This window comes from Bacillus sp. FG16 (genome assembly GCF_057809515.1).
The window spans coordinates 17,165-42,364 of the sequence record NZ_JBMDKC010000050.1; the positions used below are offsets into that span (position 1 = coordinate 17,165).

The window sequence follows — 25,200 nt, forward strand, 5'->3', positions numbered from 1 at the left end:
AGATGCTATTCCTTTTTTTGTTGCAATATAGCTGTAATTTGTTTGTACTGTTCCGGAGTAATCTGTCCTTGCTTATACAACTCCTCCATTAGATAATTCATATCACAACTTACTTTTTCAGCTCCGAACAACTCCCTAATTAAGCGTTTTGTTTCTTGTTTGGCCGTCTCTTTTTTCACCTTATTTCCTCCCCTTCATCCTTACCAATTTGTGAAATATGTATCAAGCGGTATAATTTTTCCGAAATCTCCAAAAACGTGACACGCCTATAAAAGACGAAAGACGCTACTATAAGTAGCGTCTTTTTAACTATTCATTTATATTACATCCCACCGGGATCGACCATCATTAATTGTACTTCTTTAGTATGTACAGTAGCTTTTTCTTTACCTAAATCTTTAGTCTGATCTGCACCAGCACCGATAACCCCAATTGATAACGCAAGTGCGCATAATGTAGTGACTAAAATTTTTTTCATTTTACAACACTCCTTCAGTTATTAAAATGCGCTTCGGAAGTTGCGCATATATTATACTTCCCGTTTTTTCAAATTTTTCTAAAGATTCCCTCGCGATAATTGTATCATTTTCAATTCTAGAAAGATAGTACATTTGGAAAGCAGATAGACCTTGATCTTTTAACCTTTCAAAAATTCTATAACCATTTTGTTTATCACCATATAAACACTCATAATAAGCAAGGTCACCATCACTAATAAAATCAAAATCAATATTATCTAAATTAAATCCGAACTCAATATATAAAAAGGCAAGAGTCGTTTTAAAAGAGTTGTATTTTTGAGTTCCTTTCGGTGAACTTATACCTTCAAGGCATTGAATAGCTTTCAAGATATATTTTTCTGCCATTAATGGATTCTCAAAAATATAACTTTCACCTAAACAACAATATGCTGTAGCCTTTACTACTGTAAAATTCAATTCGGAATTTATAATCGCATGGCACGTAGCTCTACAGCTATCAATTTCATTGGCATGCAACTGAGTGTACGCAATTCGTTCCATATGCTGCATGCGTAAACAATCTTTAATATAACCGTTATCCATCTTAGCGACATAAGCTTCTGCCGCGTCCGCATATGATGACATAGCACTATACCTTTGTTTATCATATTCTGCTGCCATTAGTAATGTATTTAATAATACCTGACATTCCAAATCTGATGAAACACGCGTTTTATATATTTCTTCCAGAAGACTTTGTCCTTTTTTTCGATTCATATTCCGATGGTTATATAGATTGTATACATTTAAATATTTACGTACATCTTTTTGAAGCTTCTTGAAATCCGGATCTTCTGTTTCCGCTTTGAACTTTTCGATTAACATATCTATAAGATCGTATTCTCCTGCTACCTGGCAATAACTCAATGCTTTTCTTACATTCAAGCTAGTTCCACATTTTAAAATAAAATCTTTAATCCTTCTTGTTTGTTCTACGGAACTTTTATACACATGACGAACCAATTTTTCAAAAACATCAAATTTCATTTCTCCAGTTACAAAGGACAGACCATTTGTAATTGTTGTTCTACTAATACCTGTATCTTTCGCTAACTTTCTTGTACTAATATTTTTTGACTGAATCGTGTTATTCAGTTCATTCATCAAAGCCCTCATCCGTATCCTCCTAAATAGAACACAAGACACAGCCCCTGATTTTTTCAACAAGAAAACGTTCCATATGGATTTAAAACTATTTGAAGTATGATATACTTGAGGCTGATTCATGGAAAGTTTTACCTACATTCGCTAGGGTAAAACGTCACAGTTGTGTTACCGCACTACTGTAACGCCGTGGGTCTTTTTGCTCTTTTTTTATTGTTTTCATCTTATCATAAAATTTAGAACATTCGTTTCACTCTTTTCTCAAACAATGTTGAGAAAGTTTTTTCTAAATTTTTCAGAATCCCAACAAGAAACTTCCCCCATTATACTTCAGCGTAATGGGAGACTATTTGTCTTCTCGGTTTATAATTTTTGTCCCTATAATCATACCGCAGATGCTGAAATTCGAGAGAAGAGCAAAGTAAAGATGGAATCATTATTTACTTCAGCACAAGCATAATTAAACTATCTAGTCATTTACCATGAGAGCATTGCAGAATAAATTCCTAAACAGTAAAAGAATTTCTCTTAGTCCTCAAACCGTAAACAAATAGGGTGTCAGCACTTGTTCCTAAGTTCTGGCACCCTTTTATTTGTTCTTATTTCTATCTGTTATATAGTTGCATGTGTCCCCTTATACAAAACTGCTATTGCCGCGACTATAAGGATCACACCCATAAAAGCAGGTGCAGCATGACCAAGCGATACATAGATTTGCCCTCCAATAATAGGACCAATCATTCTTGCTAAAGCTTGAATAGATTGGCTTCCACCTTGAATCCTTCCTTGTTCACTAGAACTAACAGACTTTGAAAGCATCCCGTTGAATGAAGGCCCGAAAATTGAATCCCCAAAACCATACATCAGCATTCCAACGATAAGTAGTGGATAGAGTGAAAACAAAGCTGATGCCGCAATAAAACTGTATCCTATAATCTCCGAAACCATCCCAAGAATTGCTATTTGTTTATCACTAAGCTGGATCAAAAGCTTTGGCATGATAAAACTTTGTGAAAAGATGTCTTGAAAGCCCAAAATTGAAAACATAAGTCCGATTAATGCAGGTTTCCAACTGAAAGTATCCATTGTAAATTGCGTGAAAATTGCTTGTAAAGATCCGTTAGGTATCCAAAGTAAAAACGCTGAGACAAGTAACCATTTTAAACTTTTCATGGAAAGTATGTTTGCTAGCTGTGCAAAAGGATTTAACCTTACAAAAGTAATCTCTTTCAACCTATTATTTTTTTCAAGGCTCTCAGGCATATATTTGATCCCATATACAACATTTATTAACGTTATGATTGCACCAAAATACATAGGTACAGTATCACCAAATTTGGCAAGTATCCCCCCAATGGTTGGGCCAATGATAGTTCCCGCACCTACAACTGCACTCACCCATCCAAAGTATTTCGTTCTCTGCTCTTTTGGAATGATGTCTGCAAAATATGCGAAGATAGTACTTATGCTCCCGCCTGTTATTCCTTCTATTATGCGTCCAGCAAATAGTACCCATAAAGCTCCTCCTATTCCAAAAACTAAGTACCCAATTGCAGAACCAAATAAGCATATTAAAAGTAATGGACGACGGCCATACTTATCGCTTAAAGCCCCGAGTACTGGGGCAGCTAAAAACACGCAAGCCGCATATACGGAAGTTAGTAGTGTTACAACTAATGCTTGTTCTTCCGGATTACTTATATATGGCTGTACTAAGAATGGGACTACAGGCATGATGATACTGAAACCTATACCACAAAGAAATACAGAAATAAGTCCGAATAGTAAAGCATGTTTATCTATGCTTTTTTCAGTTTCCCTTTCATTTTGTGATCTAAATATAGACATTTAACTTCTCTCCTTAAAATACTTTGTTGCTTCGTCAACAAAATAATAACTCCGTTTTGTTGATTGGTCAACAAAAATGACATAACAAAAAAGCAGCCTATTCGCATTAGAGTAGGGCTGCCATTTCATTATTAAAATGTATTACGATTTAATATGTATACCTTGTTTCTTTATTTCTGCATCCAAATGTCTACTATACTTTTCCACGAAACTAATTATACTGTCGAATTCTTCTTTAGTTACTTGCTCAAATACAGCTTTATCCCGCTCATGAAACTCTTTGTGCAGATTTTCATGGATTTTATAAATTTCTTTCCCTTCTTCCGTAAGCCTAAAATAAATTTCTTTCTTATTTTCTGACTTTTGGTAGCTTTCAATAAAACCTTTTTGTATGAGCTTCTTAGTCATTCTACTTATAGCACCGCGAGTCACATAAAAAGCCTCTGCGAGTTGTGTCACGTTAGAATCTGCATTGTTTTCAATATATTCAATGCAGTGAACTTCAGAAGACTTAAAACCTTTAAGACCTTCTTCCATCTTATCTTTATTAAGCCAAACCAGCTTATTATATAATTCCCTGAAACCGTTCATGACCTGTTCTTCTTTATTCATGACCTGCCCTCCTCACCGCTCATTAGCACATTAAAACTATTATATTAAATTTCTGCTTATGTTTCGACAATATCGAAATAATTATTGTAACATTCAAGATATGTGTAAAAATTGGCGCTTAAATAAAACCATTCATTAAACAGCAAATTTATTGCTACTTACAGTAAACGGTAGACAAAAAGTAAGAGCTAAGATTATTTCTCTTAGCTCTTCTTTCATAAAACTATTTCACTTCATTAGCGACAAAAAAGTGCTCACATACACTTGATATACGCTGTAAGTCTACGTTCCCACCGGATATAACAGCTACTACTTTTTTTCCTTTTATATAACTATCAACTTTTCTTGCAAGAAGTGCAGCAGTTGCTAATGCACCTGCACCTTCTACAACAGCTTTCCCACGTTGTAATAAATCTTTCATCGCTACTTCAAGTTCTTTTTCTGATACAGTTACAATATCATCTACTAATTCTTTTACAATTTCAAATGTTAATTCCCCTGGTATTTTAACAGCGCAACCATCTGCAATAGTAGGCGCCTCATAATGTTCTACGATTGCTCCTTTATCGTAAGATGCCTTCATTCCATGAACATTATCTGCTTGGACACCAATTATATTAATCGATGGATTAAAAGATTTTAATGCTACAGAAATACCAGAAATAATTCCGCCTCCACCTATTGGTACAATGACAGTATCTACATCCCACATATCATCAAGAATATCTAATCCAATTGTACCTTGACCAGCCATTACCTCTACATCATCATATGGATGTAAGTATGTCTCACCTGTTTCCCTTATAATTTCTTCACATTTTGCCTTTGCATCATCAAAGGTTTCACCATGTAAAATCACTTCAGATCCATATCCTTTTGTTGCTTCAACTTTTGCCTGAGGTGCAGAAATTGGCATAACAATTTTACTCTTAATACCGAGTAAATGAGCAGATAATACAACTCCTTGTGCATGATTACCTGCTGAACATGCAATTACACCTCTTTCTTTTTCTTGATCCGTGAGCCGCGACATTTTATTAAATGCGCCACGAAATTTAAAAGAACCCGTTAATTGCATATTTTCTAATTTCAAATGAATTTCTCCGCCCGTTTTACTAGTCAAGTAAAACGATTTTACTAATGGCGTTTTACGAGCATTTCTATCTAGAATCTTGTGAGCTTTTTTAATATCGTCTATATGTAATGGTAGTTTTCTAGTTATCATACTTACACCTCTTCCACTGTTCTATTCCTAAGTTTTCGTAAGTCGTAGCTCCTTTATACGAAAAGAAAAAGTCTTTATATATGTACCCCACTCTGAAATAAACACATTTGCAAACAATTTAACATCCTCTTCATATCACGTTCTTTATAATGATTCAGGCATGCAATTTGGATCCAGTTATTCTTTTGTAAATACGCTGATTCATAATGGACAATATATCCTTGTAAAGCTAACGCATCACCTACCGTTTTAGAAGACTGACCTTCGCTTAATTGAATTGTAAATATAATTTTCGCGGCATGTTCTTTAGGTGAAACAAGCTTTAACCCCATATCAGTAATAACTTCTTCAATATACTCGTATGTCTCTTTAATTTTTACAAATACCTTTTCATCTTCAAATCTCTTCAACGCTTCTTGCAATGCATAAATTAAATTCCATGATTGTGAGTATGGAATGCTTTCATTTTCTTCATACATACCAATGTCCATATAGGCCGGCACAGCCTCGTTTATTTTTACAATGTGGTTATGAAAAACGAAAGAAATTCCTGTATATGATTTAATCGCTTTACCGCTAACACCACTTGCAAAATACACATCCTTCAAGTCTATTGGTATTGCTCCAATTGAGCTTATGCAATCTACACATAGTTTCATTTGATTCTCGTTACAAAGAGTGTTTAGCTCGTTTAAATCGTTTAACATTCCAGTAGATGTTTCATGATGAACAAACCAAAGCCATTCATAATTTCCAGTTGTCATGATTTCTTCTAATTCGGTATAAATAAATGGATCTCCCATTTCCTTTTTATAAGTATCAAAATGTAACTGTGCTCGTTTTGCATGTCCAACTAATCTATTACCAAATTCCCCATTTGTTAATACTAGTCCTTTCCCTTTTAAAGAACGTAACTGTAAAGCGATCGCATCATTTGCTAACGTCCCTGTTCCTAACATAAGCTGTACATGTTTTGCTTTTGTCATGTAAAGTAACCGTTTTTTCACATTGTCCATCATCACTTGAAATGACTTAGAGCGATGCGAAATAGGCCGCGTAGAAAATGCCTTTCGAACGTTCTCTTCAATATCTACTGGACCAGGTAAAAACGTGTATTCTTTCGTCATAATACTTCCAACACTCGATTCTTCAAACATAGCAGGGGTAACATACATTGGCTGGAAGGCCGCTTCTTCTGTACCAACTAACGTATGGAAAACTTTGAATCCCATTTGCTCATATAAAGCTAGTTCACGTGTTGTTGCAGAAATGAGTGCCAATTCATATCCATTTAGAAGTAAATAACGATGTAGAAAACGAATTAATCCTAATAACGCTCTTCCATTCCTATATTCACGTTCTACTGAAAGTAAACGAATTTCATACACTTTTTCTCCATGCTCTTGCAAATAAATATCTAAATTTGAAATTTTATAATCTAACGAGAATGGTCGTTTTCCCCGCACCGCGACCATACCTACTAATCTATCCTCATCTAAACAAATTAAATATGTATTTTCTTCATGAAACCGATCTATACGAAACCGGTCTTTCGTTTCTTCATGTTGCGGAATCTCTTCTACAAAAGTTTTATAATTCAATTTATGTATACTTTCAAATTCCCAATCTTGATCAGCAACTTTATAAATTAACCCCATGCCTTATCTCCTTTATCTATTTAATAAAAAATGATAAGTGGAGATTATCCCCACTTATTAAACATTCATTTTATTCTCGATTTACATATAGAATAAGTACAATAATCATTCCACTTAAAATAGTCGTAACAATAGAATAAGAATAAAGAATCATACAAATTGGTAAACAAGCAATCGTAATTAGTCCTGGCTTCGTAAATCCTTTAAATATTAAATAAAATACAATAAAAATGCCTATGAGGGTAAGCGCTATCAAATAATCAAATGCGATTAATCCTCCAATAAATGTTGAAATACCTTTACCGCCCTTACCTTTAAATAAAACTGGGTAAATATGTCCAATAATAACGGCCAATAATGTTAACATTACGAATGTAGGATCTTCAAAAAGATATTTTGCAACAGTAACAACGATTGCCCCTTTAATCGCATCACCTAAAAATGTAGCGATGAAATACCCTTTTCCATATACGCGCCCCATATTTCTTGCACCAGGATTTCCGCTTCCTTCACCCCTAATATCAACGTTATGTCTCAATTTTGTTACTATATAAGCGGTCAAGATGTTTCCAATTAAATAAGAAGCCACCAAATATAAAAACTGCATACTATTAATCATGTAATCATTCACTTTCTACATGGGATTACATATACAATATTCAATTACTACGTATATTGTACGTTTTAACATACATCCCTTTATACATTTTAACATCATATTTTTACAAATCATACAAAAATTCTCATACGCTATTTTTAAAAATATATATCCCTCATTAAATAATATGTTCCTTTCACTGCCATTTCTGCTTGTGATACAAATACAATTTCTTTAATACTTTCTTCACAGCATTTCTTAAATACAGCAAATATTTCAGGAACTAAACGCAATATACTGCCACTTACTGCAATTGGAGTTGAGCGCTTAAATTGCATCTTGTTATAAACATCTACCGCAATTCTTGCTAATTCCTTTCCAGCTCGCATTATAATTTCATGCGCATCATCATTGCCATTTCTCGCTGCCTGAATAACTAATGGCGCGATTGCTGCAATTTTATCTTTAGAAGAAGTATATACTAAGCTTTTTATATGAGACGGTGTCAACAGTTGAAACTGACTTTGAATATTCAAACTCAATGGACAAAGACTGATTCCTTGATCGAATTGAATTGCCATTTTCTTTAAAGCTTGTAATGCAATCCAATATCCGCTCCCTTCATCACCTAAAATATGTCCCCATCCACCGCTATACTCATACACTTCTCCTTTCTTTCCGATACAAATTGCCCCTGTACCACCTATAGTTAATATTCCATCCTTACCTTTTAAAGCAGCTGCATGCGCAATCATTGCATCATTAAAAATTTCAATTTTTGTTCCGTATTTCTTTTTTAAACGTAATGTTAATTCATTTGTATTCGCTCCGCTTATACCAGCTAATCCTAAACAAACACAAATACAATGCCCATTTATTAAACTCTTCTGGCATTGATTAATTGCTTCCATAATATGCACAAGAGCTTCTTCAAAATCTATTAATATGTTTCCAAAACCACTGGTAGCTCTTACAAGTTCATTTCCGTCTTTATCAAATGCAATTGCCTCGGTCTTCGTTCCCCCGCCATCTACTCCAATCATATACTTCATATGTTCGCCTCATTTTCATCTGCGTATGGAGGGAATGTTATATTCCCTAAAATTATGGAATTCTTAGCACCTGTTGCGCTCGGCACATTACTCGGATTACGATGATACGTTTCGTTTGCTAAAATAGCAAATGCAATTGCTTCTTTCGCTGCTGAAGAATGACCAATATCTTCTTGTATACATATGCTACATTTCTCTTCTCTTAATCCATTCCGTAACATTTCAACAAGTGTATTATTATAACTTCCACCACCAGCTAAAATCACCTCATCAATTTCATAATACGGCAAAATAAACGCCTTATAATGATGAACAATTGAACATGCTGTAAACATCGTGACAGTTGCCAATATATTTTCTTTACTATGCTTTTTAAATCGATTCAATAATTCAGTCACAAACGCTTCTCCAAACTGTTCTCTACCTGTTGATTTTGGTGGTTTCATGTTCAAAAATGGATGGTTCATACAGTATGTTAAAATTTCATCTACAACTACCCCCTGCTTTGCAATCCAACCATTTTGATCATATGGTACATGAAATAATCTTTGACATACTTCATCGATTACCATGTTGCCTGGTCCAGTATCAAAAGCAATAACACTCTCATTACTTCGTTTACTTGGAACCACTGTAACATTACCAATCCCGCCAATATTTTGCAGTAGTCTATTTTTAGTTTGATGCCGATATAAAATAATCTCTGAATATGGTACAAGTGGTGCACCTTGTCCCCCTGCCGCCATGTCCATCGTTCGGAAATTCGAGATAACCGTCGTGTTCGTTTCATATGCTATTACTGCTGGTTCCCCAATTTGCAAAGTTGAAGAAAGAATATTACCTTCTTGCTTTGGCTGATGATAAATCGTTTGTCCGTGAGAGCCTATTAAATCTAATTGTCTCAAAGGAAAATTGGCCTCTTTACAAACTTCCTTTACAGCATTGGCGAAGCATAAACCAAGTTTAAAATTTAAACTACATATAAGTTGGACATTCGAAGTTTCAATTGATAACGCTTGTTGGATCTCATTTTTCATATCATTACAAAATGGAACAGTAGTAAAATGGATGAGTTGGATTTTAGAATCTACACCACTTCCTTCTATATGAACGAGCGCTACATCTATTCCATCTAATGAAGTACCAGACATTACCCCTGCAATATACATAACGTGCATGACCTCCTATTTACTAAAAAACAATCATGTAAGTAACGAACGTACAACAAATCGAAAACAATATAAATCTAAAAAACAACTGAGCTTTTGATGCAAACGATCCATCAATGAAAGAAACAACTACCGTAAGCAAAACGCTTGCCGCAATACTTGTAACGAGCCATATACTATGCATTTGTGATAGATTTAGCATGCCTAATAAAGGGACAAAAAGTAAATTTGCACAAATTACTCCAAATAATAATAAAAATACGCCTTTATAACTAAATTTTATATTCATTCTATTTCCCCCTTTCTAGTTTTAATGTGAAAGAAGTGATAGACAAAAAGTCTATCACTCAAAATAACAGCGTGCAGATTAAGGATTAACAGATTCCCCGTCACCATTTTTTTCAATTTCAAGCATATTTTTGTCGTACATTTTAAAGAATGGTAAATAAATAAGGAACGATATTGCTATATTTATAAAAACTAATACAATCGCACGCCAATCTCCACCTGTTGCTAAATATGCACCAATTGGAGCAGGTAGTGTCCATGGCGGCATAATATGCGTTGGTGTTACAAATCCCATCGCAGTTGCTGAATATGCAACAGTTGCTGTTACCAGTGGTGTAATGATAAATGGGATAATTAAAATTGGATTTAGTACAATCGGTAATCCGAATATGACTGGTTCATTAATATTAAAAATACCTGGAACAATACAAGTTCTTGATAATGCTTTCGAATATTTCGATCGACCAAATATAATCATAGCTAATACAAGCCCTAACGTCGCACCAGAACCGCCAATCCATATAAACCATTGATATAACGGCTCTGGTGAAATAAATGGAAACTGATCTGCTCCACTAGCAACTGCTTCACCATTTTTCCCTAGGTATACTTCCCATAATGGCCTAGCAACAGTTCCAACAACCGACACACCATGGATTCCGAATGACCAAAAAAACGTAATTAAAAACACTGGAATCATTACACCGAAGTAACTATCCCCAGCTTTTACTAATGGTGCTGCTAATTTATCAACAACATGGTGTAAATCAATGCTAAAAACGACAGTTACTAGACTCATTATAATAATAACGAATGCTGCAGGTATAAGTGCTTCAAATGAACGCGATACAGATGGCGGTACTTGTTCTGGCATTTTAATCATTACATTTTTCTTCTTACAAAATCTTAAAATCTCTACGGATAAAATAGAAACAATCATCGTCACAAATAATCCATGACCTCCGAGATTTGTCATCGGAAGCATGAATCCTTTTTTATCAATTAACTCAGGCGTTAATGTTAAAAGTAGTGAACATACCGCGAGCTGTGCTCCTGATAAAGCATCTAATTTATAACTTTTCGCTAAATTATATCCTATTCCAAATGCGATATATAAAGACATAATAAACATGGTTAAACGATATGGTATCAATATACTTGTTTGATTCTTTAATGCCCAAACTGATATGAAACTATCTTTCGGCAGTGGTGGAAATGCTACTATCAAAAAGAAGCTTCCTACTATAATAAATGGTAACGCCGAAATAACTCCATCACGGATTGCTTGTAGATGCCTCTGCTCAGAGAGCCTTGCCATCGGGCCAGATAAATTTTTATCAAGAAACGTGACAAACTTATTCATAACGCTTCCCCCTAACTGATTAATTCATTTACAGTTTTTAATAAAGTCGGGCCTCCAAGTGGCGTGTATGCTTGCGGTGGAATGATACCACACGGAATAGATTCCTCCTCTGCAAATTTTTTTACAGAATCAAATCGGTGTCTTATTTGAGGTGCCACCATTACGACATCCCAGCCATTCTTTACTTCTTCCTCTACCTCATTCGTTCCAATTGCATGCACTTCCATGTTCACACCATTTTTCTCCGCTTCTTTTTTTAAAGCGTTTACAACAATTGCACTGGACATTCCTCCAGAACAGACGAACAAAACTTTCATTTATTAATCCTCCTATACTTATAATTTATTACCCTTCAAATGAAAGGAAGTTTCACTTTACTAACAAGCATATGAAGTAGTAAATGAATTTAGTTATAATGAAAGTAAATTTCATTAAAAATATTTTTCCTATTAAATTAATGTTTCAATATGCAATTTTCTCTATTGCAAGGTCAACCTCGCCTCATATATTATTTTAAATAATCATATGATAGGGAGGCGTATAAATGATCGTTAAACGTTTATTAATGATATGTTGTATCGTTATCTTGTTCATCCCTTTCTCTTTCATTCCCCCTCACTCTACTTATGCTGAAGTAAATACTACGTACAAAAAACATGAATTACGTGCTGTATGGATCGCATCAGTTCTGAATATTGATTGGCCCTCAAAAACCGGCTTACCTATTGAAAAGCAGAAGCAAGAATTTATAAGGTTATTAGACAATGTAAAAAGCACTGGTATGAATACAGTTGTTGTACAAATTAAACCAACCGCTGATGCTTTCTATCCTTCAAATTACGGTCCTTGGTCTGAATACATTACGGGTACACAAGGAAAAGATCCTGGTTATGACCCGCTCGCATTTATGATTGAAGAAGCTCATAAAAGAAATATAGAATTCCACGCTTGGATTAATCCATACCGAATAACGATGAATCACACCGATATAAATCGATTATCAAACTATCACCCTGCAAGGCAACATCCCGATTGGGTTGTCCCTTATGGCGGAAAGTTATATTACAATCCCGGTATTCCAGAAGTGAAAAAATTTATAACAGAAGGTGCTTTAGAAATCGTACAAAATTACGATATTGATGCGCTACATATGGATGATTATTTTTATCCATATAAAGTAGCCGGTGAAGAATTTCCAGATCAGAAAACGTACGAAACATATAATAACGGTAGATTTACAAATATAGAAGATTGGCGACGTAACAATGTAAATGAACTTGTAAAAGATTTAAATACTGCTATAAAACAAGAAAAATCATATGTAAAGTTTGGCATTAGTCCGTTCGGCGTATGGAGAAATATAGCTGACGATCCCACTGGCTCTAACACAACCGCAGGCCAAAGAAACTATGATGACCTTTATGCTGACACACGTGAGTGGATACAAAAAGGATATATTGACTACATTACACCGCAAATATATTGGAATATAGGTTTCACCCCAGCTGCATATGACATATTAGTAGATTGGTGGGTTAAAGAAACAAATAACAAACCGATTCACCTATACATTGGTCAAGCGGCCTATAAAATTAATAATAACTCTGTCCCTGCTTGGTCTGATCCAGAAGAATATCCAAGACAAATTGCATTAAACCGGCTATATCCTGAAATAAAAGGTAGTATGCATTTTAGCTTAAAAGATATTAATAACAATCCACTTGGAGTTAAAGATAGACTCTCAAAAGACATATATAAACATCCTGCATTAATCCCGCCTATGCCTTGGATTGATCATGATCCACCAAAACAACCGACTTTAAAAGGTGCCATTCCAAGAAATGAAGGTATTGCAATCGGTATCATTGACAATAGAGATAATGATTCTGCTTATTACGCTATTTACCGCGTGAATGGGAAAAATGAAGTGGATATACAAAATCCCAAAAATTTACTTACTACTGTAAGAAAAACAAAACTTGGAGAAATTTATGTAGATAAAACCGCTATTTCCGGAGAAACGTATACCTATGTCGTAACTGCAGTTGATCGATTGCATAATGAAAGTATGGCTTCTAGTAAATCTACTATTCAAGCAAAATAAAAGTAAGAGCCCCCATTTTTTTGAATGCGGGCTCTTACTTTTATTTTCGTAGTTCACTATATTGAATATGAATTCTATTCTCAGGGTTTTTATCTACTGTGTAAAGTACAAATAAGAAGAACCATTCTAGTGGCTTCATTAAAATATAAACAAAATCAGCCGACCATTTCGTATTAATATGTTTACTAATCGGATAACCGTATTTATCATAAAAATTACGAATAACTTTATGACATTTTGGTACCCGCTCCTCAATTACATTTTCAAAAGCGTTCGCAATTAATAACTGTCGATTAACTGTAATTCTTTCCCCATGCCTAATTCCTGCTCGTAATGGCTTAACGATGTTTTTATGGCCTTTCACAGAAACTGTACATAAATAATGCCCATCCCCGGAGACAATTTGAGGACTTGGGGCAGGAATCTTAGAATAATTAAAACTACTTGTTTCCATAAACACTCTTATAAAACTATCTGGTTTTTGGCCAAACAGTATTAAAATAAATTGAACAATTAACAAGACAGGAAATAAACTTATCATCCAAACTGTAGCCATTTTTTGATATCCAAAAGAAATACGATACAGCAATAATATAATTCTGTTGCTCTGCGTATAATCTTTCTCATTCTGAGATTGTATGAAATAACCTAATGTATTTCTTAATTTAGCTAAGAATAATAGACTAAAGGCAAGCATTCCAACTTGAATACAAAAGACTGGAATGTATCTCAATCCTCCTAATTCCGTATAAAAGGCAAAGCCTGTATGGGTAATATAGATGAATGTATATACAATGTTTACTATCATTAAAGTACTATAAAAAATATAAAATATTGGTGAAAGTTTTATTAAGCCTGTTGTTAATTTCCAATACGAAACTCCACCTAAAATAACTAAGAGAACTACTATCGTAATGTGGTCATGGGCTAAAGAAGCATATTGATCAGACATCATTCCGTTCTTTTCAAATTTATGTAATGGTATTCCTGCTCTTACATCATTTGCATTCCACATAATACCTAAACCAAAGATAAAATAACTCAAACCCAGTGATAATATTTCCTGTGGCTCGAACTTTAGTATACTTGAGGAATTCTCCTCCTTCGATTGGAAACTATCCCAAGCTTTACTAATAGGGTAGCCAAGAAATATAAATAGAATTACAAATAGTATAACTAACTCAAATAGCACAATATCATACCCCTTTTATAATAATTGTTTACACAAAGTATAAAAAAACACTCTATATTTTACCATTTATTAACGTTTGTATATATAATTTCACAAAAGATTGCACTCTCTAAATTCACAAAAAAAACGCCTAAAAGCTGAAACATTCAACTTTTTAGGCGATCTCTTCTATTTATTCTTAAACTTCTCAGTCGCTGCCCTCATCTTCACATTTAAATCGTGATCAATCGAGTCGCGAATATCTCGCTCTACTACTTCCATTTCTTTTTTGAAATTTTCCAAGTAGATCTTCAGTTCTTCTTCCTTCTCTGGTCTTTGTGAAGGTGGTAATTGTACTACCAACGATAACATCGCCGTTAAATCTTTCATTAAAAACGTTTCAAGTTTATGTTGTTGTTCAAACATGCGTTGCTCTTGGTAGTACGGAAGTGCATTTAATACTGAAATTGTAATATCATCAACCGTTCTTTGTAATGAAGGATTTATTGAGCGTTTATACGCTTGAATTGTATTTAATGCGTCTGGATAACGGTCATAAAAATACAATTTGTAAAATGATAAGTCTGTCGGTTTTACAGTTTGCTGCGTTTCTTGTCTTAAGAAATCTTTCACTTTCATCGCAGCCACATCAATATCTTCATTCGTAAGCTTTTTCGTAGTTTTTGCCATTACATGCACTTTTTTCTGCTTTTCTTTCGGTAACATCGAGAAGACTTGTTCTCTCGTACGTTGACCTGATGCACAAAATAGAGTATTTAATGTATTTTGTTCTTTCTTTCCTTCGGTGCGAATCCAGCGATAAAATAGTGGATGTTGTGTAAATTCTTGTAGAAACGGTATTGATTTGTTTGATATCTTATCTAGAGAATCTTGCGCTCTTTTATATGGCTTCGTCCATGAAAAATACAGTTTCCGCCCGAAGTATACGACTAAAACAACGACAGTAAATGCTATTAAAAGCAATGTACCGAGTAGTAATAGTACTGTTTGAATGAAACTCATTTGTTCACCTCCTCTAATAATCCGTTATTTCCTTGGACGCTGAATGAGTTTCTGCTTCATCTCATCATTAAATGTGTCTAGTTCAATAACGAACTTCTTACTTGACTCAATAATACGTTCTGACGATTTTTCAGATGCTTCAATTGCAGCGAACACATTTTGGAATGATTCACGTAATTTATCCATGCTAATAGCAGGGTTTTCAAGCAATTTCGTCGTTTCTTCTGTATTTTGTTTTAACGCTTGAGAATTACTTAATACCATCGATTCAATTGCTTCATTCGTCGCATTTACGGCATCAATTGTTTTACGTTGATTCGTTAATGCAAGCTGAATAGCAGCTGAAACTGTTACAACGTTTTGCGTCATCGTAATCGCATTACGTATTGCCTCTGTTAATTTTTCGTTATTTTTCTTAATGATGTCTACAGAAGCTATAGATTGTAATAATACACTTTTCGCTTGCTGCATATTACGTGTACGTACAAGTATCTTTTCTAATGCATCGTTAATTAACGGAATATCCCTTTGACGCTCTGGGTTTTGTTTCTCAGCTTCAAGCATGCCAGCAAGCTTTTTCCCTAAGTATACTTGTTTATCAAGAGCATGAATTTTATCGTGCGATTGTTCTTTTAACATTTCAAGACCAACCGTATCCTCTTGTAAGTTATCACGACCAATTAGAAGGGATCTAATAATTTCCTCGATTTGTTTATCTATAGATTGGTATTTATGCACGTATGTTTCAAGTGGATTTTTCTTGAATACTTTAAACATTATTTTCTTCATACCACTTGCTTTAAGTGAATTGGGATCAAGCTCTGATACCACTTTTCGTAATTCTAACAATGTATTTGGAATTTCTTCATTTTTCCCATTCATCATCGCTGTTACAGGGCGTTTTAAAGCTGATAACGTTTGTCCTGCTGCTTGTTGCTCTTTATCCCCTAAATCTCCTAGCTGAGACAATACTTTTGATAAATCTGTATTTTGCTCGCTATTTAACTTTTGTACATAAAGATCCGCTTCTTTATTTAGTTCCTCTAATTCTGCATCTTTTATAACTGTATCAACTACTACTTCTACATTATTATCTTTCACAATGGATACAGGTTCTTTTTTCTCGAGTTCAGTCAACAAAATCGCTCCTTTATTTATATGTGCGAATTTATATGCACTATATTTCATCAATTATATCGTATTTCATATACATTCTGACTGCTTGAAATCGACTTTTTTAGAAATGCCTGTTTATGCAGTCATTCCCTGTTTCTTACTATAAGTATACCTGTAATCAACATAATTTTCCTCAGACTTAAGACCTAGAGAACAACATGCTGAAGGCGGATTCTTCATATATTTCCTAAATAATTTACGTTCTTTCAATCGTGCTACACTCAATCTTTTGACATTCACCTGTTTTCAATGTGATAATTCTATTACACTCACTTCTATTTATTTTTGCGAGCTACAAATGCTCCCTTTTGAAACGCTAATAACACCGTTTCAAACGTATCATCTTCTTCAATCATTTTTATAAACTCATCTAATTCACTCGCATGAGAAGTTGCATTATCAACAACAAGAAAACCTTTTGGTTGTAACATACGTTTTATATGCTCAAACCACCACATGTATTGCGTGCGCTCTGAATCTAGGAAAATAAAATCAAATGAATGATCTAATTGCGAATCTAAAAATGCCCCGGCTTCTTGATTATGAATATCGATTCTTTGTAACAGGTTTGCCTTTTCAAAATTGACAAGTGCCTCTCCAACTCGTTCTGAAGAAAGCTCTACAGTTGTTACATTTCCATTTGTTTCTTCTACCGCATTAGCTAACCACAATGTAGAATAACCATTAGAAGTTCCAATTTCCAAGATATTTTTTGCATTACACCCTTTTACTAAAATTGATAAAAATTGCCCCATCTCACGAGAAACATTCCGTAATTTTTCTTCCCTTGTTTTTTTATTTCGATCATGCTCTTCTCCATATTGTTCAAGTTGCAATAATAATGAATCTACTGTATCCATTCTTTTCATCGCCTTTCCAAGCAATATGATGAAAAAGCTCTTGCTGCCCGTCTACTTTTTATTATATGCGAAACAAAAACCTTTTTCCTGTTATATGACAAAGATTTATAATTTTTTATAGCATATTGTTTCGTTTTTTGGTAAAGTTAATTTCTACGTGCAATTATTCCATTCATATTATTTCATATTAAAATTGCAGTTATTAAATTATATAAACCCCATTTAAATGAATCGGTATTTCAAATTCAATTAAGCGCCCTTTTCGGACGCATTTTCTTTGTTTATATATTTCCAGAAGAAAGGATGCTTACAAATGAACGTGATTAGCTTAGATGCTGCTCGAAAACGAAAGCAGCATAAAAAATTAATGATTACTATACCGATTATTACACGTATTTATGAAGAAGACGGGGAAATTAAATTTGAGGTAGCGGGCGAAAAAGATGTACCTCTTGAAATGTTAGAAAAATAATAAAAAACGCATTTCTGAAGAAATGCGCTTTTTTATATTTTTACATTTAAATGCATAAGTTTTTCAGGATTAACCATCATATAAATATTTGAAATTTTCTCATCCTCAAATGCAAACGAAAGAACATACGTTACTTTATTATTTATTGTAACTATAACTCCTGGTATACCATTTACCATTTTGAAATCAACAGTGTACTCTTCTGTCAATCGTTGTGCAATCCCAAAGAACAAACGTATAATTCGATCCGCAGAATAAATCGGATTAATCGCAGTCGTAACTTTACCACCACCATCAGCTTTGAGTATAGCATCTGTTTTTAATACTTCTAACATACCTTCCGCATCCCCACACTGTAATGATGATACAAACTTTTCAACATAAGAAGCCATTTTCTCCGTGCTTAATTTTGATTGCTTCGGTTTCTCCAAAATGCTTTTTCGTGCACGTTGAAAGATCTTCCTGCAGTTCACACTACTCTTATCAACAATTGAAGCTATTTCTTCGTATTCATAACTGAAAACCTCTCTTAATATGAAAACAATCCTTTCTACCTCAGATAGTTGTTGTAAAAGTAATAAATATGCGGTGGAAAGGGATTCTTTCATTACAAATGAATTTGATGGCTCATCACTCTCTTCTACAAGTGGCTCTGGTAACCACATCCCTACATACACGTTACGTTTATGCGCTGCCGATCGTAATTTATCAATTGAACGATTTGTCGCCATCTTACATAGATATGCTTTCATATTTTCTATAGATTGGGGATCTTCTATATTATTTAGCGAGATAAATACATCCTGAACGATATCCTCAGCATCCATAACGCTCCCAAGAATTCTGTATGCTAACGAAAATAATAATGGTTGATACGCTTCATATAACTGCTCCGTTTCCATGATGAACACCCTCACTTTCATATTGCTTTAAAATGTGTAACGCTGCACGTTTCCCGCTTGCTACCGCAGCATCAGCTAATATTTCATCATGCCCTGCCCAATCTCCTGCAACATAAACACCTGGCATTTCAGGTATATTAGGGCCCGGTTTTTCAACACGGTCAATATGAGGAAAATCATGTACTACTGTTATTTTCGGTAAATATTGCTGTGCAACAACTTCTCTTTTCCAAGTTGGATGTAACAACTCCATCGTACTTTCCAACTGTTCTTTATCTTCATGAATATGATTCATCTCTAGCACAGGATTATGGTACTTAATTAGACTCACTGCAATTGATCCATCTTCACTTAATTTAGCTGCTCTCGATTGATTTGTGAAAAATATAGGTTGATCTAATCCTAATACAAATTGATGTGTAGGATTGGGTAATTGTCTCAAGCCAATATCTAATGCAGCAACAGTAACCGGTACCGATTGTTCACTCCATCTATGCAAATTTGTTCCTTCTGCACCTTTTATTATTTTACAAGCTTCTTTCGGCGGAGTCGTCACGATGACTGTACCTACTTCAAAAGCCTCATCATCAACACAATGTATTCTTTGTTTATCTTCGTAATGCTCTATTTCCAAAACATGCTTTTTAGCCAAAAATTGCACCCCGACATCATTCGCTATAGCTCTTAATTTTGTTATTATCGTCTCCCAACCCCCATCTACATAAAGCACTCCTTCTTTTATAGAAAGCTGTATTTGCTTTAGTACAGATGATGCTAATTGTATTGTAGGAGCAAACGTATATGTTGTTGTCCGACATAACGCATAAAATATATTGCGAACCATTGGATCTTTTATTTCATTTTCTGCCCATGTAGTTAGACTCATTTTCGGAACTTCTCCTATATCTAAATTTCCTAAACGAATCATAAGACGTGAGAATTGTACTTTTGCAGACCACGAAAGTAGTGGTGTTGATAAAATTGAGCGAAAATCTGTTGGGATGGTGAATATATCCCCTTTCCATATTCCATGTGCTTTTGTAGATGGTATTCCACCTGGAAGATTCAAACCGAGCTCATTAAAAGTTATAAACGCTGCCCCGCCTCTATATAAAGCATGTGCACCAAGATTCATGCAGATTCCATTTTTATTTATAGTCATCCCTCGGCCACCGAAGTGACTGGACTTTTCTAATACAATCACTTTCCTTCCAGCTTTCGCTAAATATATAGATGCTGTTAATCCAGCAAGCCCACCGCCAACAATTGCTACATCAAATTTCTTCATAATAAAATCCCTCCTCATCGTTCTACATACAAGACGAACGATTAAGGAGGGATGTGACATAAAAATAAATTTTTATTACCCTACTATATTTCATTACTTTTTAATTCGGTCATATTGCATACGAAATAACTCAATTGCAAATGGAATATCCTCTTCACTCTTTATATAATAACTGATCCATCCTGATTCAGGTAATATATGATGTGGTTTTACCAATCCTCGGTTCACTAATTCATCTCGCTTTAACTTCGGAAATGGTAAATCAGCTAATTTATCACCATGCAGATGGCCAAGTTCTTTCTTGCCATAATTTATTTCAATACCACCAAATCGATGCGGTTTTTCAGAAACACCCGCCCAGCTGAGCACTTCATTTCTAATCATTTCACTATATGACATGAACATTCACTCCTTATAAATGATTGATGTACTTTTAAATTAACATTTTCATTACTTTTTTCCATCAATCCAAAGTATGAATGGGAATACGAATATAGTTTGGTATTAACACCTTATCCTTTATGGAATAAGTGAATTTATTAATCTACTGACAACAGCACAAAACAAAGACTAGACACATATCCTAATTTTGTAACCTAACTTACCTATAGAAAGGCGGGTAATACAATTGACTTCCAACATAGACTATACCTCCCCCTCAACCAATTTTACTTATGATGTAAATAAAAGTAATTTTTTTCGGAAAGATGCCCAAAATTATATAAATGTACTTGGTATTAAACAATTAAATACTTTAGAAAATACTTCATTATTAGATATTTATTTAAGTACAGGAAATGTTGTAGAACCACATATTCATCAAAATGCAGCTGAACTTGTTTATTGTATTTCAGGGTCTGCTGTTGTTTCTTTACTTAATCCATTTACGAATCAAATATTAAACTTACCGATAAAACCCGGGCAAGTTGCCAATATTCCACAAGCGTGGTGGCACTATGAAATTGCTACAGCAGATAATACTCATTTATTAGCTATTTTCAACGCTCCAGCGCCAGAAGTTATTTTCGGTTCTGACATTTTAAGATTAACTCCGGCTCATATGATGGCACATACTTACTGCCTCAATGAACAACAATGGAAACAAGCGGTTTCCCCTATTCAATCAACTACTGTAATTGGTCCTCCGGCAAACTGCAATCAAAACCGTGAAATGAAAAATTATCCAACCCAGCCCCTCGCTCAACAACATAATCCGTATTGCCAAGATTCTTATTACTTCCCTCTTTACTGGGGTTATTAATTTGCGAATTTTCAAAATAATCATCATTTATCTCCTGGGAAAATACCGAGGAGATTTTTTTATTGTATCTTCTCTTTCTATTAATAATAGTAACAATTGATAGTGTACATACATATAATATTTATATATTAAATTGGAGGTGATAGTACTATGAGTAATTATAACTATCGAAAAAACTACTCTTATAATAAAAATAGTAGCTCTTCAGCATCCTCTCAATCTTCCAATTCTCAATCTTCCAATTCCCAATCACAAAGAGACTTAGCCGAACAAGGCTATGTAAAGAAAAAAGGATGTAACTGTAATAAAAATAAATAGTTTATTTTATGGATGAATTCTTTTTTAAAAGAATTCATCTTTTTTTGCTGATCGGAAATTTTTAAAGTTACATAACTTATGCCTTAAATGAGAAAGGGTAAATTATACTTTTTTATACGAACTTAATAAAGAGTAATTATTCAATTGATTTATTACTTATTTCCCTAAAAAATATAGTCCTTCCTAAATTTATTAGGAAGGACTATATACAAACCCCTATTTAATTTCCTACTAAACATTGTAACAAATTAAACGATGTTAATACCTGCACTTACAAATCCAGCAACTGCAGCTATCGGACTTGCTGCTGTTAATGAAACGTATAATAATACTTTATCCCCAGCTGCTACTGGAATAGCTTCAGCTATGATCCCTGATGATGTAGCACCAATCGCTATTACGGCAAATGCTGGTGTTAATAATAGAGGTGCGCCTTGTACTGTAAACGTATTACTTGCTGCAGGTGCAGTTAATATTTGTATCTGCACTTGAACAGGTGATAATGGAGCTAATGCAGCTGTTGCACTAAAGAAACCTGCTAATGACGTAATAGTTCCTGCGCGCGGTGCTACAAATGCATAATCACCTATACCTAATGCTAATGTGATACTTGTTCCACCAGTTAAAGCTACACCAGGCTGACTAAATCCAAATCCAAGAAGAGTTCCTGTATTAGCTATTAACGCATTAACTAACGCAGATGGTGTTGTACCGGAAGCAAACGGAATGATAGCTCCGCCACCAGTTGCACCAGTTGCTCCTGTTAAGCCCGTTGCACCAGTTGGGCCTGTTGCACCAGTTGGGCCTGTTGCACCAGTTGGACCTGTTGCTCCTGTTGCTCCTGATACTCCTGTTGGACCTGTTCCTCCAGTTGCACCAGTTTGGCCTGTTGGGCCTGTTACTCCTGCACCAGTTGGACCTGTTGCTCCTGTCGCTCCTGTTGCTCCTGTTGCTCCTGTTGCTCCTGTTGCTCCTGTTGCCCCCGTTGCTCCCGTTGCTCCTGTTGCCCCCGTTGCTCCCGTTGCTCCCGTTGCTCCGCCACCAGTCGCTCCTGTTGGACCTGTTGGGCCTGTTGGGCCGCCTCCTGGAGTAGCACCAATTAATTGAGTTAATAAGTTTAATAAAAGTTGTAAACTTGCAGGGTCAATAATTAAAGAGAAGAAGAATGGTGCAAGAGCACTGTAGAATTGTTGCAATAAGGAAAGTAATTTGCTTAAATCTGGGTTAGGAGACTGTAGTACGTTGATAATACTTTGAATTAATTGTTTTAAATAATTCCCTTCTGGAGAAGGTGCTAATTCATTTAGTAAGTTCAATAGTTGAGTAAACAAATTGAGTAAAGCTAATCTGTTTGCATCACTTGGATTTGCAAAAAACGCTGCAATAGCCGCTATTAAAGAGTTTAGTAAAGTAATTAATCTACCTAATTGCTCACTAGTAATTGGAACTGTTTGTGGATTGTTACAACATTCTGGAGTGAAAACAATCGGATTATTGCAGTGGTTATGACCAAAACAATTATTATTTGTCATTTATGTCCTCCTTACTTGTTTTATATTTGAGTTTTTCCTATTATAAGGATCAAAAAGTTGTGAAAGAGTATGTGTTATATATTGACTTAAAATAGGAAACATGAAATATAATTAAACTTGAAAACACTATTTAATTATGTTCATGACTCACATATTAATTATATGTTTTTAATAATTGACTGCTTAGATTAAATACCTAAACTTAAGAGTTTATTTTATTTTTCCACGTTTATCTCTTAGGTTCAAATACACATTTTAATTGGAATACAAAAACCGAATTTACGATTAACAAATATTCCGCAAGTAACAACATCATTTTTTTCATATAAGTAAAGAACATTTCTTTACTAAAATTGGGCTCACCCTATAAAGGTAAAGCCGTTTCTATTATAAAAAACTCTCATACTATATAGTGGACAAGTTATTTTATACTTCGTTCTAATAAAATATTGTAAGGAGTGAAAATTAATTGCCTATCATTCAACCATTTATGGCATCGAGAAGATTTACATCTACACTAGGAGTCGGCACAGGTACAGGTGCAGCTTTTGCAATTGCTGCCACAGCCTGTTTAAACGATGCGGGTACTACTGCAACTGCTTTTCCGACTTTCACGTATTACAACTTATATGTACACGGTATTCTTCAACCAAGCGTGAACTCCAGTGTTACTACTGGTCCTACTGGTGCTATTACAATTCCTGGTGGGGATGCATTAGACGGCGGAATTCCAATTACAATTGAATTTATCGTCACTTAATGTTAACGAATGTAATTCAGAACAAAAAAGACAGATTCCTTTTCATTAAGAATCTGTCTTTTTTAATTAATAATAATAAATTGTAAAATAATTGAAGAACCTTGCGATGGTGGTTGGTTATCCAATAAAGTTAGTTTACCAGTACTAACTTCATAGAATGGTTGTGGTTGCAAAATTCCATTGATAAACAAATTTATATATGAGACCTCACTAGGTGATAGTATATTCGTTGTACCATATTGAGCTATGCCGTCTGCATCTGTGTATATGAGTTTCTCTCCATCTGAAAAAGTGTAATATAACAAATTAGTTGTTGTTATAGGGCCAATCCCCCCAGTAGGACCTGTTGCTCCCGTTGCTCCTGTTATTCCTGTTGTCCCCGTTGCTCCTGTCGCTCCTGTTGCTCCCGTTGCTCCTGTTATTCCTGTTGCTCCTGTTGCTCCCGTTGTTCCTGTTGTTCCTGTTGCTCCTGTTGCTCCCATTGTTCCTGTCGCTCCTGTTACTCCCGTTGCTCCTGTTGCTCCCGTTACTCCCGTTGTTCCTGTTGCTCCTGTTATTCCTGTTGTCCCCGTTGCTCCTGTTGCTCCTGTTGCTCCTGTTGCTCCCGTTGCTCCTGTCGCTCCTGTTACACCCGTTGCTCCTGTTATTCCTGTTATTCCTGTTATTCCCGTTACACCCGTTGCTCCTGTTGCTCCCGTTGCTCCTGTTGCTCCCGTTGCTCTTGTTGCTCCCGTTGTTCCTGTTGCTCCCGTTGCTCCTGTTGCTCCTGTTGTTCCTGTTGCTCCCGTTGTTCCTGTTGTTCCTGTTGTTCCTGTTGCTCCCGTTGCTCCTGTTGCTCCTGTTGTTCCTGTTGCTCCCGTTGCTCCTGTTGCTCCTGTTGTTCCTGTTGCTCCCG

The 25,200-nt window shown here is 35.0% G+C and carries 26 protein-coding genes and 1 pseudogene; 5 read left to right on the forward strand and 22 right to left on the reverse strand.

Features of this window, described 5'->3' with window-relative positions:
- Nucleotides 1-5 precede the first annotated feature (5 nt).
- The 3 genes from ACODS7_RS18390 to ACODS7_RS18400 all read right to left on the reverse strand — a co-directional run bounded on the left by ACODS7_RS18390 (nt 6) and on the right by ACODS7_RS18400 (nt 1,637).
- Nucleotides 6-179 carry a hypothetical protein gene (locus ACODS7_RS18390; protein ID WP_000712297.1) on the reverse strand — a complete coding sequence of 58 codons (174 nt, stop codon included), beginning with the start codon at nt 177-179 and terminating at the stop codon, nt 6-8.
- 143 nt (nt 180-322) lie between these two features.
- Entirely contained in the window at nt 323-478 is a 156-nt protein-coding gene (locus ACODS7_RS18395; protein ID WP_000723157.1) for a hypothetical protein, read from the reverse strand.
- Between the two features lies 1 nt (nt 479).
- Nucleotides 480-1,637, reverse strand: a complete 1,158-nt coding sequence (locus ACODS7_RS18400) for an AimR family lysis-lysogeny pheromone receptor (protein WP_243168704.1) — start codon at nt 1,635-1,637, stop codon at nt 480-482.
- Nucleotides 1,638-2,016: 379 nt separating this feature from the next.
- Between ACODS7_RS18400 and ACODS7_RS18405 the strand changes: the two are divergent.
- Nucleotides 2,017-2,085, forward strand: a pseudogene (locus tag ACODS7_RS18405) (YkvA family protein); the annotation flags it as partial.
- Between the two features lie 152 nt (nt 2,086-2,237).
- On the opposite strand, the gene ACODS7_RS18410 reads toward ACODS7_RS18405, so the two are convergent.
- The 10 genes from ACODS7_RS18410 to ACODS7_RS18455 all read right to left on the reverse strand — a co-directional run bounded on the left by ACODS7_RS18410 (nt 2,238) and on the right by ACODS7_RS18455 (nt 11,755).
- A complete protein-coding gene (locus ACODS7_RS18410) occupies nt 2,238-3,473 on the reverse strand; it encodes an MFS transporter (protein ID WP_029442303.1) in 1,236 nt (411 codons plus the stop codon).
- 141 nt (nt 3,474-3,614) lie between these two features.
- Complete coding sequence (locus ACODS7_RS18415; RefSeq protein WP_016077732.1) at nt 3,615-4,085, reverse strand: MarR family transcriptional regulator; 471 nt, start codon at nt 4,083-4,085, stop codon at nt 3,615-3,617.
- A 223-nt stretch (nt 4,086-4,308) separates the two neighbouring features.
- Nucleotides 4,309-5,310, reverse strand: a complete 1,002-nt coding sequence (gene tdcB, locus ACODS7_RS18420; protein WP_243168705.1) for a bifunctional threonine ammonia-lyase/L-serine ammonia-lyase TdcB — start codon at nt 5,308-5,310, stop codon at nt 4,309-4,311.
- A 74-nt stretch (nt 5,311-5,384) separates the two neighbouring features.
- Nucleotides 5,385-6,968 (reverse strand): aminotransferase class V-fold PLP-dependent enzyme, encoded by a 1,584-nt coding sequence (locus ACODS7_RS18425; protein WP_029442300.1) that lies wholly within the window; start codon nt 6,966-6,968, stop codon nt 5,385-5,387.
- A gap of 70 nt (nt 6,969-7,038) precedes the next feature.
- Nucleotides 7,039-7,587 carry a glycerol-3-phosphate 1-O-acyltransferase PlsY gene (gene plsY / locus ACODS7_RS18430; RefSeq protein ID WP_000610879.1) on the reverse strand — a complete coding sequence of 183 codons (549 nt, stop codon included), beginning with the start codon at nt 7,585-7,587 and terminating at the stop codon, nt 7,039-7,041.
- 137 nt (nt 7,588-7,724) lie between these two features.
- Nucleotides 7,725-8,618 carry a BadF/BadG/BcrA/BcrD ATPase family protein gene (locus tag ACODS7_RS18435; protein ID WP_029442299.1) on the reverse strand — a complete coding sequence of 298 codons (894 nt, stop codon included), beginning with the start codon at nt 8,616-8,618 and terminating at the stop codon, nt 7,725-7,727.
- Complete coding sequence (gene anmK / locus ACODS7_RS18440) at nt 8,615-9,787, reverse strand: anhydro-N-acetylmuramic acid kinase AnmK (protein ID WP_029442298.1); 1,173 nt, start codon at nt 9,785-9,787, stop codon at nt 8,615-8,617. Before anmK ends, ACODS7_RS18435 begins: the two co-directional genes overlap by 4 nt.
- A gap of 22 nt (nt 9,788-9,809) precedes the next feature.
- The gene (locus ACODS7_RS18445; protein WP_001021962.1) at nt 9,810-10,076 is read right to left on the reverse strand and encodes a hypothetical protein; all 267 of its coding nucleotides are present in this window, start codon (nt 10,074-10,076) and stop codon (nt 9,810-9,812) included.
- 78 nt (nt 10,077-10,154) lie between these two features.
- The gene (locus ACODS7_RS18450) at nt 10,155-11,438 is read right to left on the reverse strand and encodes a PTS sugar transporter subunit IIC (RefSeq protein ID WP_243168706.1); all 1,284 of its coding nucleotides are present in this window, start codon (nt 11,436-11,438) and stop codon (nt 10,155-10,157) included.
- A gap of 11 nt (nt 11,439-11,449) precedes the next feature.
- The gene (locus ACODS7_RS18455) at nt 11,450-11,755 is read right to left on the reverse strand and encodes a PTS sugar transporter subunit IIB (protein ID WP_000865907.1); all 306 of its coding nucleotides are present in this window, start codon (nt 11,753-11,755) and stop codon (nt 11,450-11,452) included.
- A gap of 227 nt (nt 11,756-11,982) precedes the next feature.
- Between ACODS7_RS18455 and ACODS7_RS18460 the strand changes: the two genes are divergently transcribed.
- Entirely contained in the window at nt 11,983-13,542 is a 1,560-nt protein-coding gene (locus tag ACODS7_RS18460) for a glycoside hydrolase family 10-like protein (RefSeq protein WP_029442297.1), read from the forward strand.
- A gap of 40 nt (nt 13,543-13,582) precedes the next feature.
- Here ACODS7_RS18460 and ACODS7_RS18465 read toward each other — a convergent pair whose 3' ends face one another.
- The 4 genes from ACODS7_RS18465 to ACODS7_RS18480 form a co-directional block, all read right to left on the reverse strand.
- On the reverse strand, nt 13,583-14,734 hold the full coding sequence (locus ACODS7_RS18465; RefSeq protein WP_029442296.1) for a DUF6688 domain-containing protein: 1,152 nt from the start codon (nt 14,732-14,734) through the stop codon (nt 13,583-13,585).
- Nucleotides 14,735-14,902: 168 nt separating this feature from the next.
- A complete protein-coding gene (locus ACODS7_RS18470; RefSeq protein WP_000008372.1) occupies nt 14,903-15,736 on the reverse strand; it encodes a DUF3974 domain-containing protein in 834 nt (277 codons plus the stop codon).
- Nucleotides 15,737-15,760: 24 nt separating this feature from the next.
- On the reverse strand, nt 15,761-16,873 hold the full coding sequence (locus ACODS7_RS18475) for a toxic anion resistance protein (protein ID WP_000137396.1): 1,113 nt from the start codon (nt 16,871-16,873) through the stop codon (nt 15,761-15,763).
- A 314-nt stretch (nt 16,874-17,187) separates the two neighbouring features.
- Nucleotides 17,188-17,781, reverse strand: a complete 594-nt coding sequence (locus ACODS7_RS18480; protein WP_002094007.1) for an O-methyltransferase — start codon at nt 17,779-17,781, stop codon at nt 17,188-17,190.
- Between the two features lie 304 nt (nt 17,782-18,085).
- On the opposite strand from ACODS7_RS18480, the gene ACODS7_RS18485 reads away from it, so the two are divergent.
- Nucleotides 18,086-18,244, forward strand: a complete 159-nt coding sequence (locus tag ACODS7_RS18485; RefSeq protein ID WP_001100984.1) for a hypothetical protein — start codon at nt 18,086-18,088, stop codon at nt 18,242-18,244.
- A gap of 32 nt (nt 18,245-18,276) precedes the next feature.
- Here the strand turns inward: ACODS7_RS18485 and ACODS7_RS18490 are convergent, their stop codons facing one another.
- The 3 genes from ACODS7_RS18490 to ACODS7_RS18500 form a co-directional block, all read right to left on the reverse strand.
- Complete coding sequence (locus tag ACODS7_RS18490; RefSeq protein WP_029442295.1) at nt 18,277-19,146, reverse strand: sigma-70 family RNA polymerase sigma factor; 870 nt, start codon at nt 19,144-19,146, stop codon at nt 18,277-18,279.
- Nucleotides 19,124-20,434: a phytoene desaturase family protein gene (locus ACODS7_RS18495; RefSeq protein WP_243168707.1), complete on the reverse strand. Its 1,311-nt coding sequence runs from the start codon at nt 20,432-20,434 to the stop codon at nt 19,124-19,126. Before ACODS7_RS18495 ends, ACODS7_RS18490 begins: the two co-directional genes overlap by 23 nt.
- 93 nt (nt 20,435-20,527) lie before the next feature.
- Nucleotides 20,528-20,833, reverse strand: coding sequence for a luciferase domain-containing protein (locus ACODS7_RS18500; protein ID WP_016081649.1), 306 nt, complete (start codon nt 20,831-20,833; stop codon nt 20,528-20,530).
- Nucleotides 20,834-21,062: 229 nt separating this feature from the next.
- Between ACODS7_RS18500 and ACODS7_RS18505 the strand changes: the two genes are divergently transcribed.
- Nucleotides 21,063-21,695, forward strand: a complete 633-nt coding sequence (locus ACODS7_RS18505; protein WP_029442293.1) for a cupin domain-containing protein — start codon at nt 21,063-21,065, stop codon at nt 21,693-21,695.
- 566 nt (nt 21,696-22,261) lie between these two features.
- Here ACODS7_RS18505 and ACODS7_RS18510 read toward each other — a convergent pair.
- Nucleotides 22,262-23,545: an exosporium glycoprotein BclB-related protein gene (locus tag ACODS7_RS18510; protein ID WP_243168708.1), complete on the reverse strand. Its 1,284-nt coding sequence runs from the start codon at nt 23,543-23,545 to the stop codon at nt 22,262-22,264.
- Nucleotides 23,546-24,014: 469 nt separating this feature from the next.
- On the opposite strand from ACODS7_RS18510, the gene ACODS7_RS18515 reads away from it, so the two are divergent.
- Entirely contained in the window at nt 24,015-24,305 is a 291-nt protein-coding gene (locus ACODS7_RS18515) for a DUF4183 domain-containing protein (RefSeq protein ID WP_488827259.1), read from the forward strand.
- A 62-nt stretch (nt 24,306-24,367) separates the two neighbouring features.
- Here the strand turns inward: ACODS7_RS18515 and ACODS7_RS18520 are convergent.
- The coding region (locus tag ACODS7_RS18520; RefSeq protein WP_488827261.1) for a DUF4183 domain-containing protein at nt 24,368-25,200 on the reverse strand (833 nt) is incomplete at its 5' end.

Coding starts and splice junctions, on each gene's coding strand:
- ACODS7_RS18425 (WP_029442300.1), bottom strand. CDS start 6,968: ATGGGGTTAATTTATAAAGTTGCTGATCAAGATTGGGAATTTGAAAGT.
- ACODS7_RS18500 (WP_016081649.1), bottom strand. CDS start 20,833: ATGTCATATAGTGAAATGATTAGAAATGAAGTGCTCAGCTGGGCGGGT.
- ACODS7_RS18400 (WP_243168704.1), bottom strand. CDS start 1,637: ATGAGGGCTTTGATGAATGAACTGAATAACACGATTCAGTCAAAAAAT.
- ACODS7_RS18415 (WP_016077732.1), bottom strand. CDS start 4,085: ATGAATAAAGAAGAACAGGTCATGAACGGTTTCAGGGAATTATATAAT.
- ACODS7_RS18460 (WP_029442297.1), top strand. CDS start 11,983: ATGATCGTTAAACGTTTATTAATGATATGTTGTATCGTTATCTTGTTC.
- ACODS7_RS18395 (WP_000723157.1), bottom strand. CDS start 478: ATGAAAAAAATTTTAGTCACTACATTATGCGCACTTGCGTTATCAATT.
- plsY (WP_000610879.1), bottom strand. CDS start 7,587: ATGATTAATAGTATGCAGTTTTTATATTTGGTGGCTTCTTATTTAATT.
- ACODS7_RS18410 (WP_029442303.1), bottom strand. CDS start 3,473: ATGTCTATATTTAGATCACAAAATGAAAGGGAAACTGAAAAAAGCATA.
- anmK (WP_029442298.1), bottom strand. CDS start 9,787: ATGTATATTGCAGGGGTAATGTCTGGTACTTCATTAGATGGAATAGAT.
- ACODS7_RS18490 (WP_029442295.1), bottom strand. CDS start 19,146: ATGGAAACGGAGCAGTTATATGAAGCGTATCAACCATTATTATTTTCG.
- ACODS7_RS18445 (WP_001021962.1), bottom strand. CDS start 10,076: ATGAATATAAAATTTAGTTATAAAGGCGTATTTTTATTATTATTTGGA.
- ACODS7_RS18495 (WP_243168707.1), bottom strand. CDS start 20,434: ATGAAGAAATTTGATGTAGCAATTGTTGGCGGTGGGCTTGCTGGATTA.
- ACODS7_RS18470 (WP_000008372.1), bottom strand. CDS start 15,736: ATGAGTTTCATTCAAACAGTACTATTACTACTCGGTACATTGCTTTTA.
- ACODS7_RS18450 (WP_243168706.1), bottom strand. CDS start 11,438: ATGAATAAGTTTGTCACGTTTCTTGATAAAAATTTATCTGGCCCGATG.
- ACODS7_RS18435 (WP_029442299.1), bottom strand. CDS start 8,618: ATGAAGTATATGATTGGAGTAGATGGCGGGGGAACGAAGACCGAGGCA.
- ACODS7_RS18455 (WP_000865907.1), bottom strand. CDS start 11,755: ATGAAAGTTTTGTTCGTCTGTTCTGGAGGAATGTCCAGTGCAATTGTT.
- tdcB (WP_243168705.1), bottom strand. CDS start 5,310: ATGATAACTAGAAAACTACCATTACATATAGACGATATTAAAAAAGCT.
- ACODS7_RS18510 (WP_243168708.1), bottom strand. CDS start 23,545: ATGACAAATAATAATTGTTTTGGTCATAACCACTGCAATAATCCGATT.
- ACODS7_RS18480 (WP_002094007.1), bottom strand. CDS start 17,781: ATGAAAAGAATGGATACAGTAGATTCATTATTATTGCAACTTGAACAA.
- ACODS7_RS18485 (WP_001100984.1), top strand. CDS start 18,086: ATGAACGTGATTAGCTTAGATGCTGCTCGAAAACGAAAGCAGCATAAA.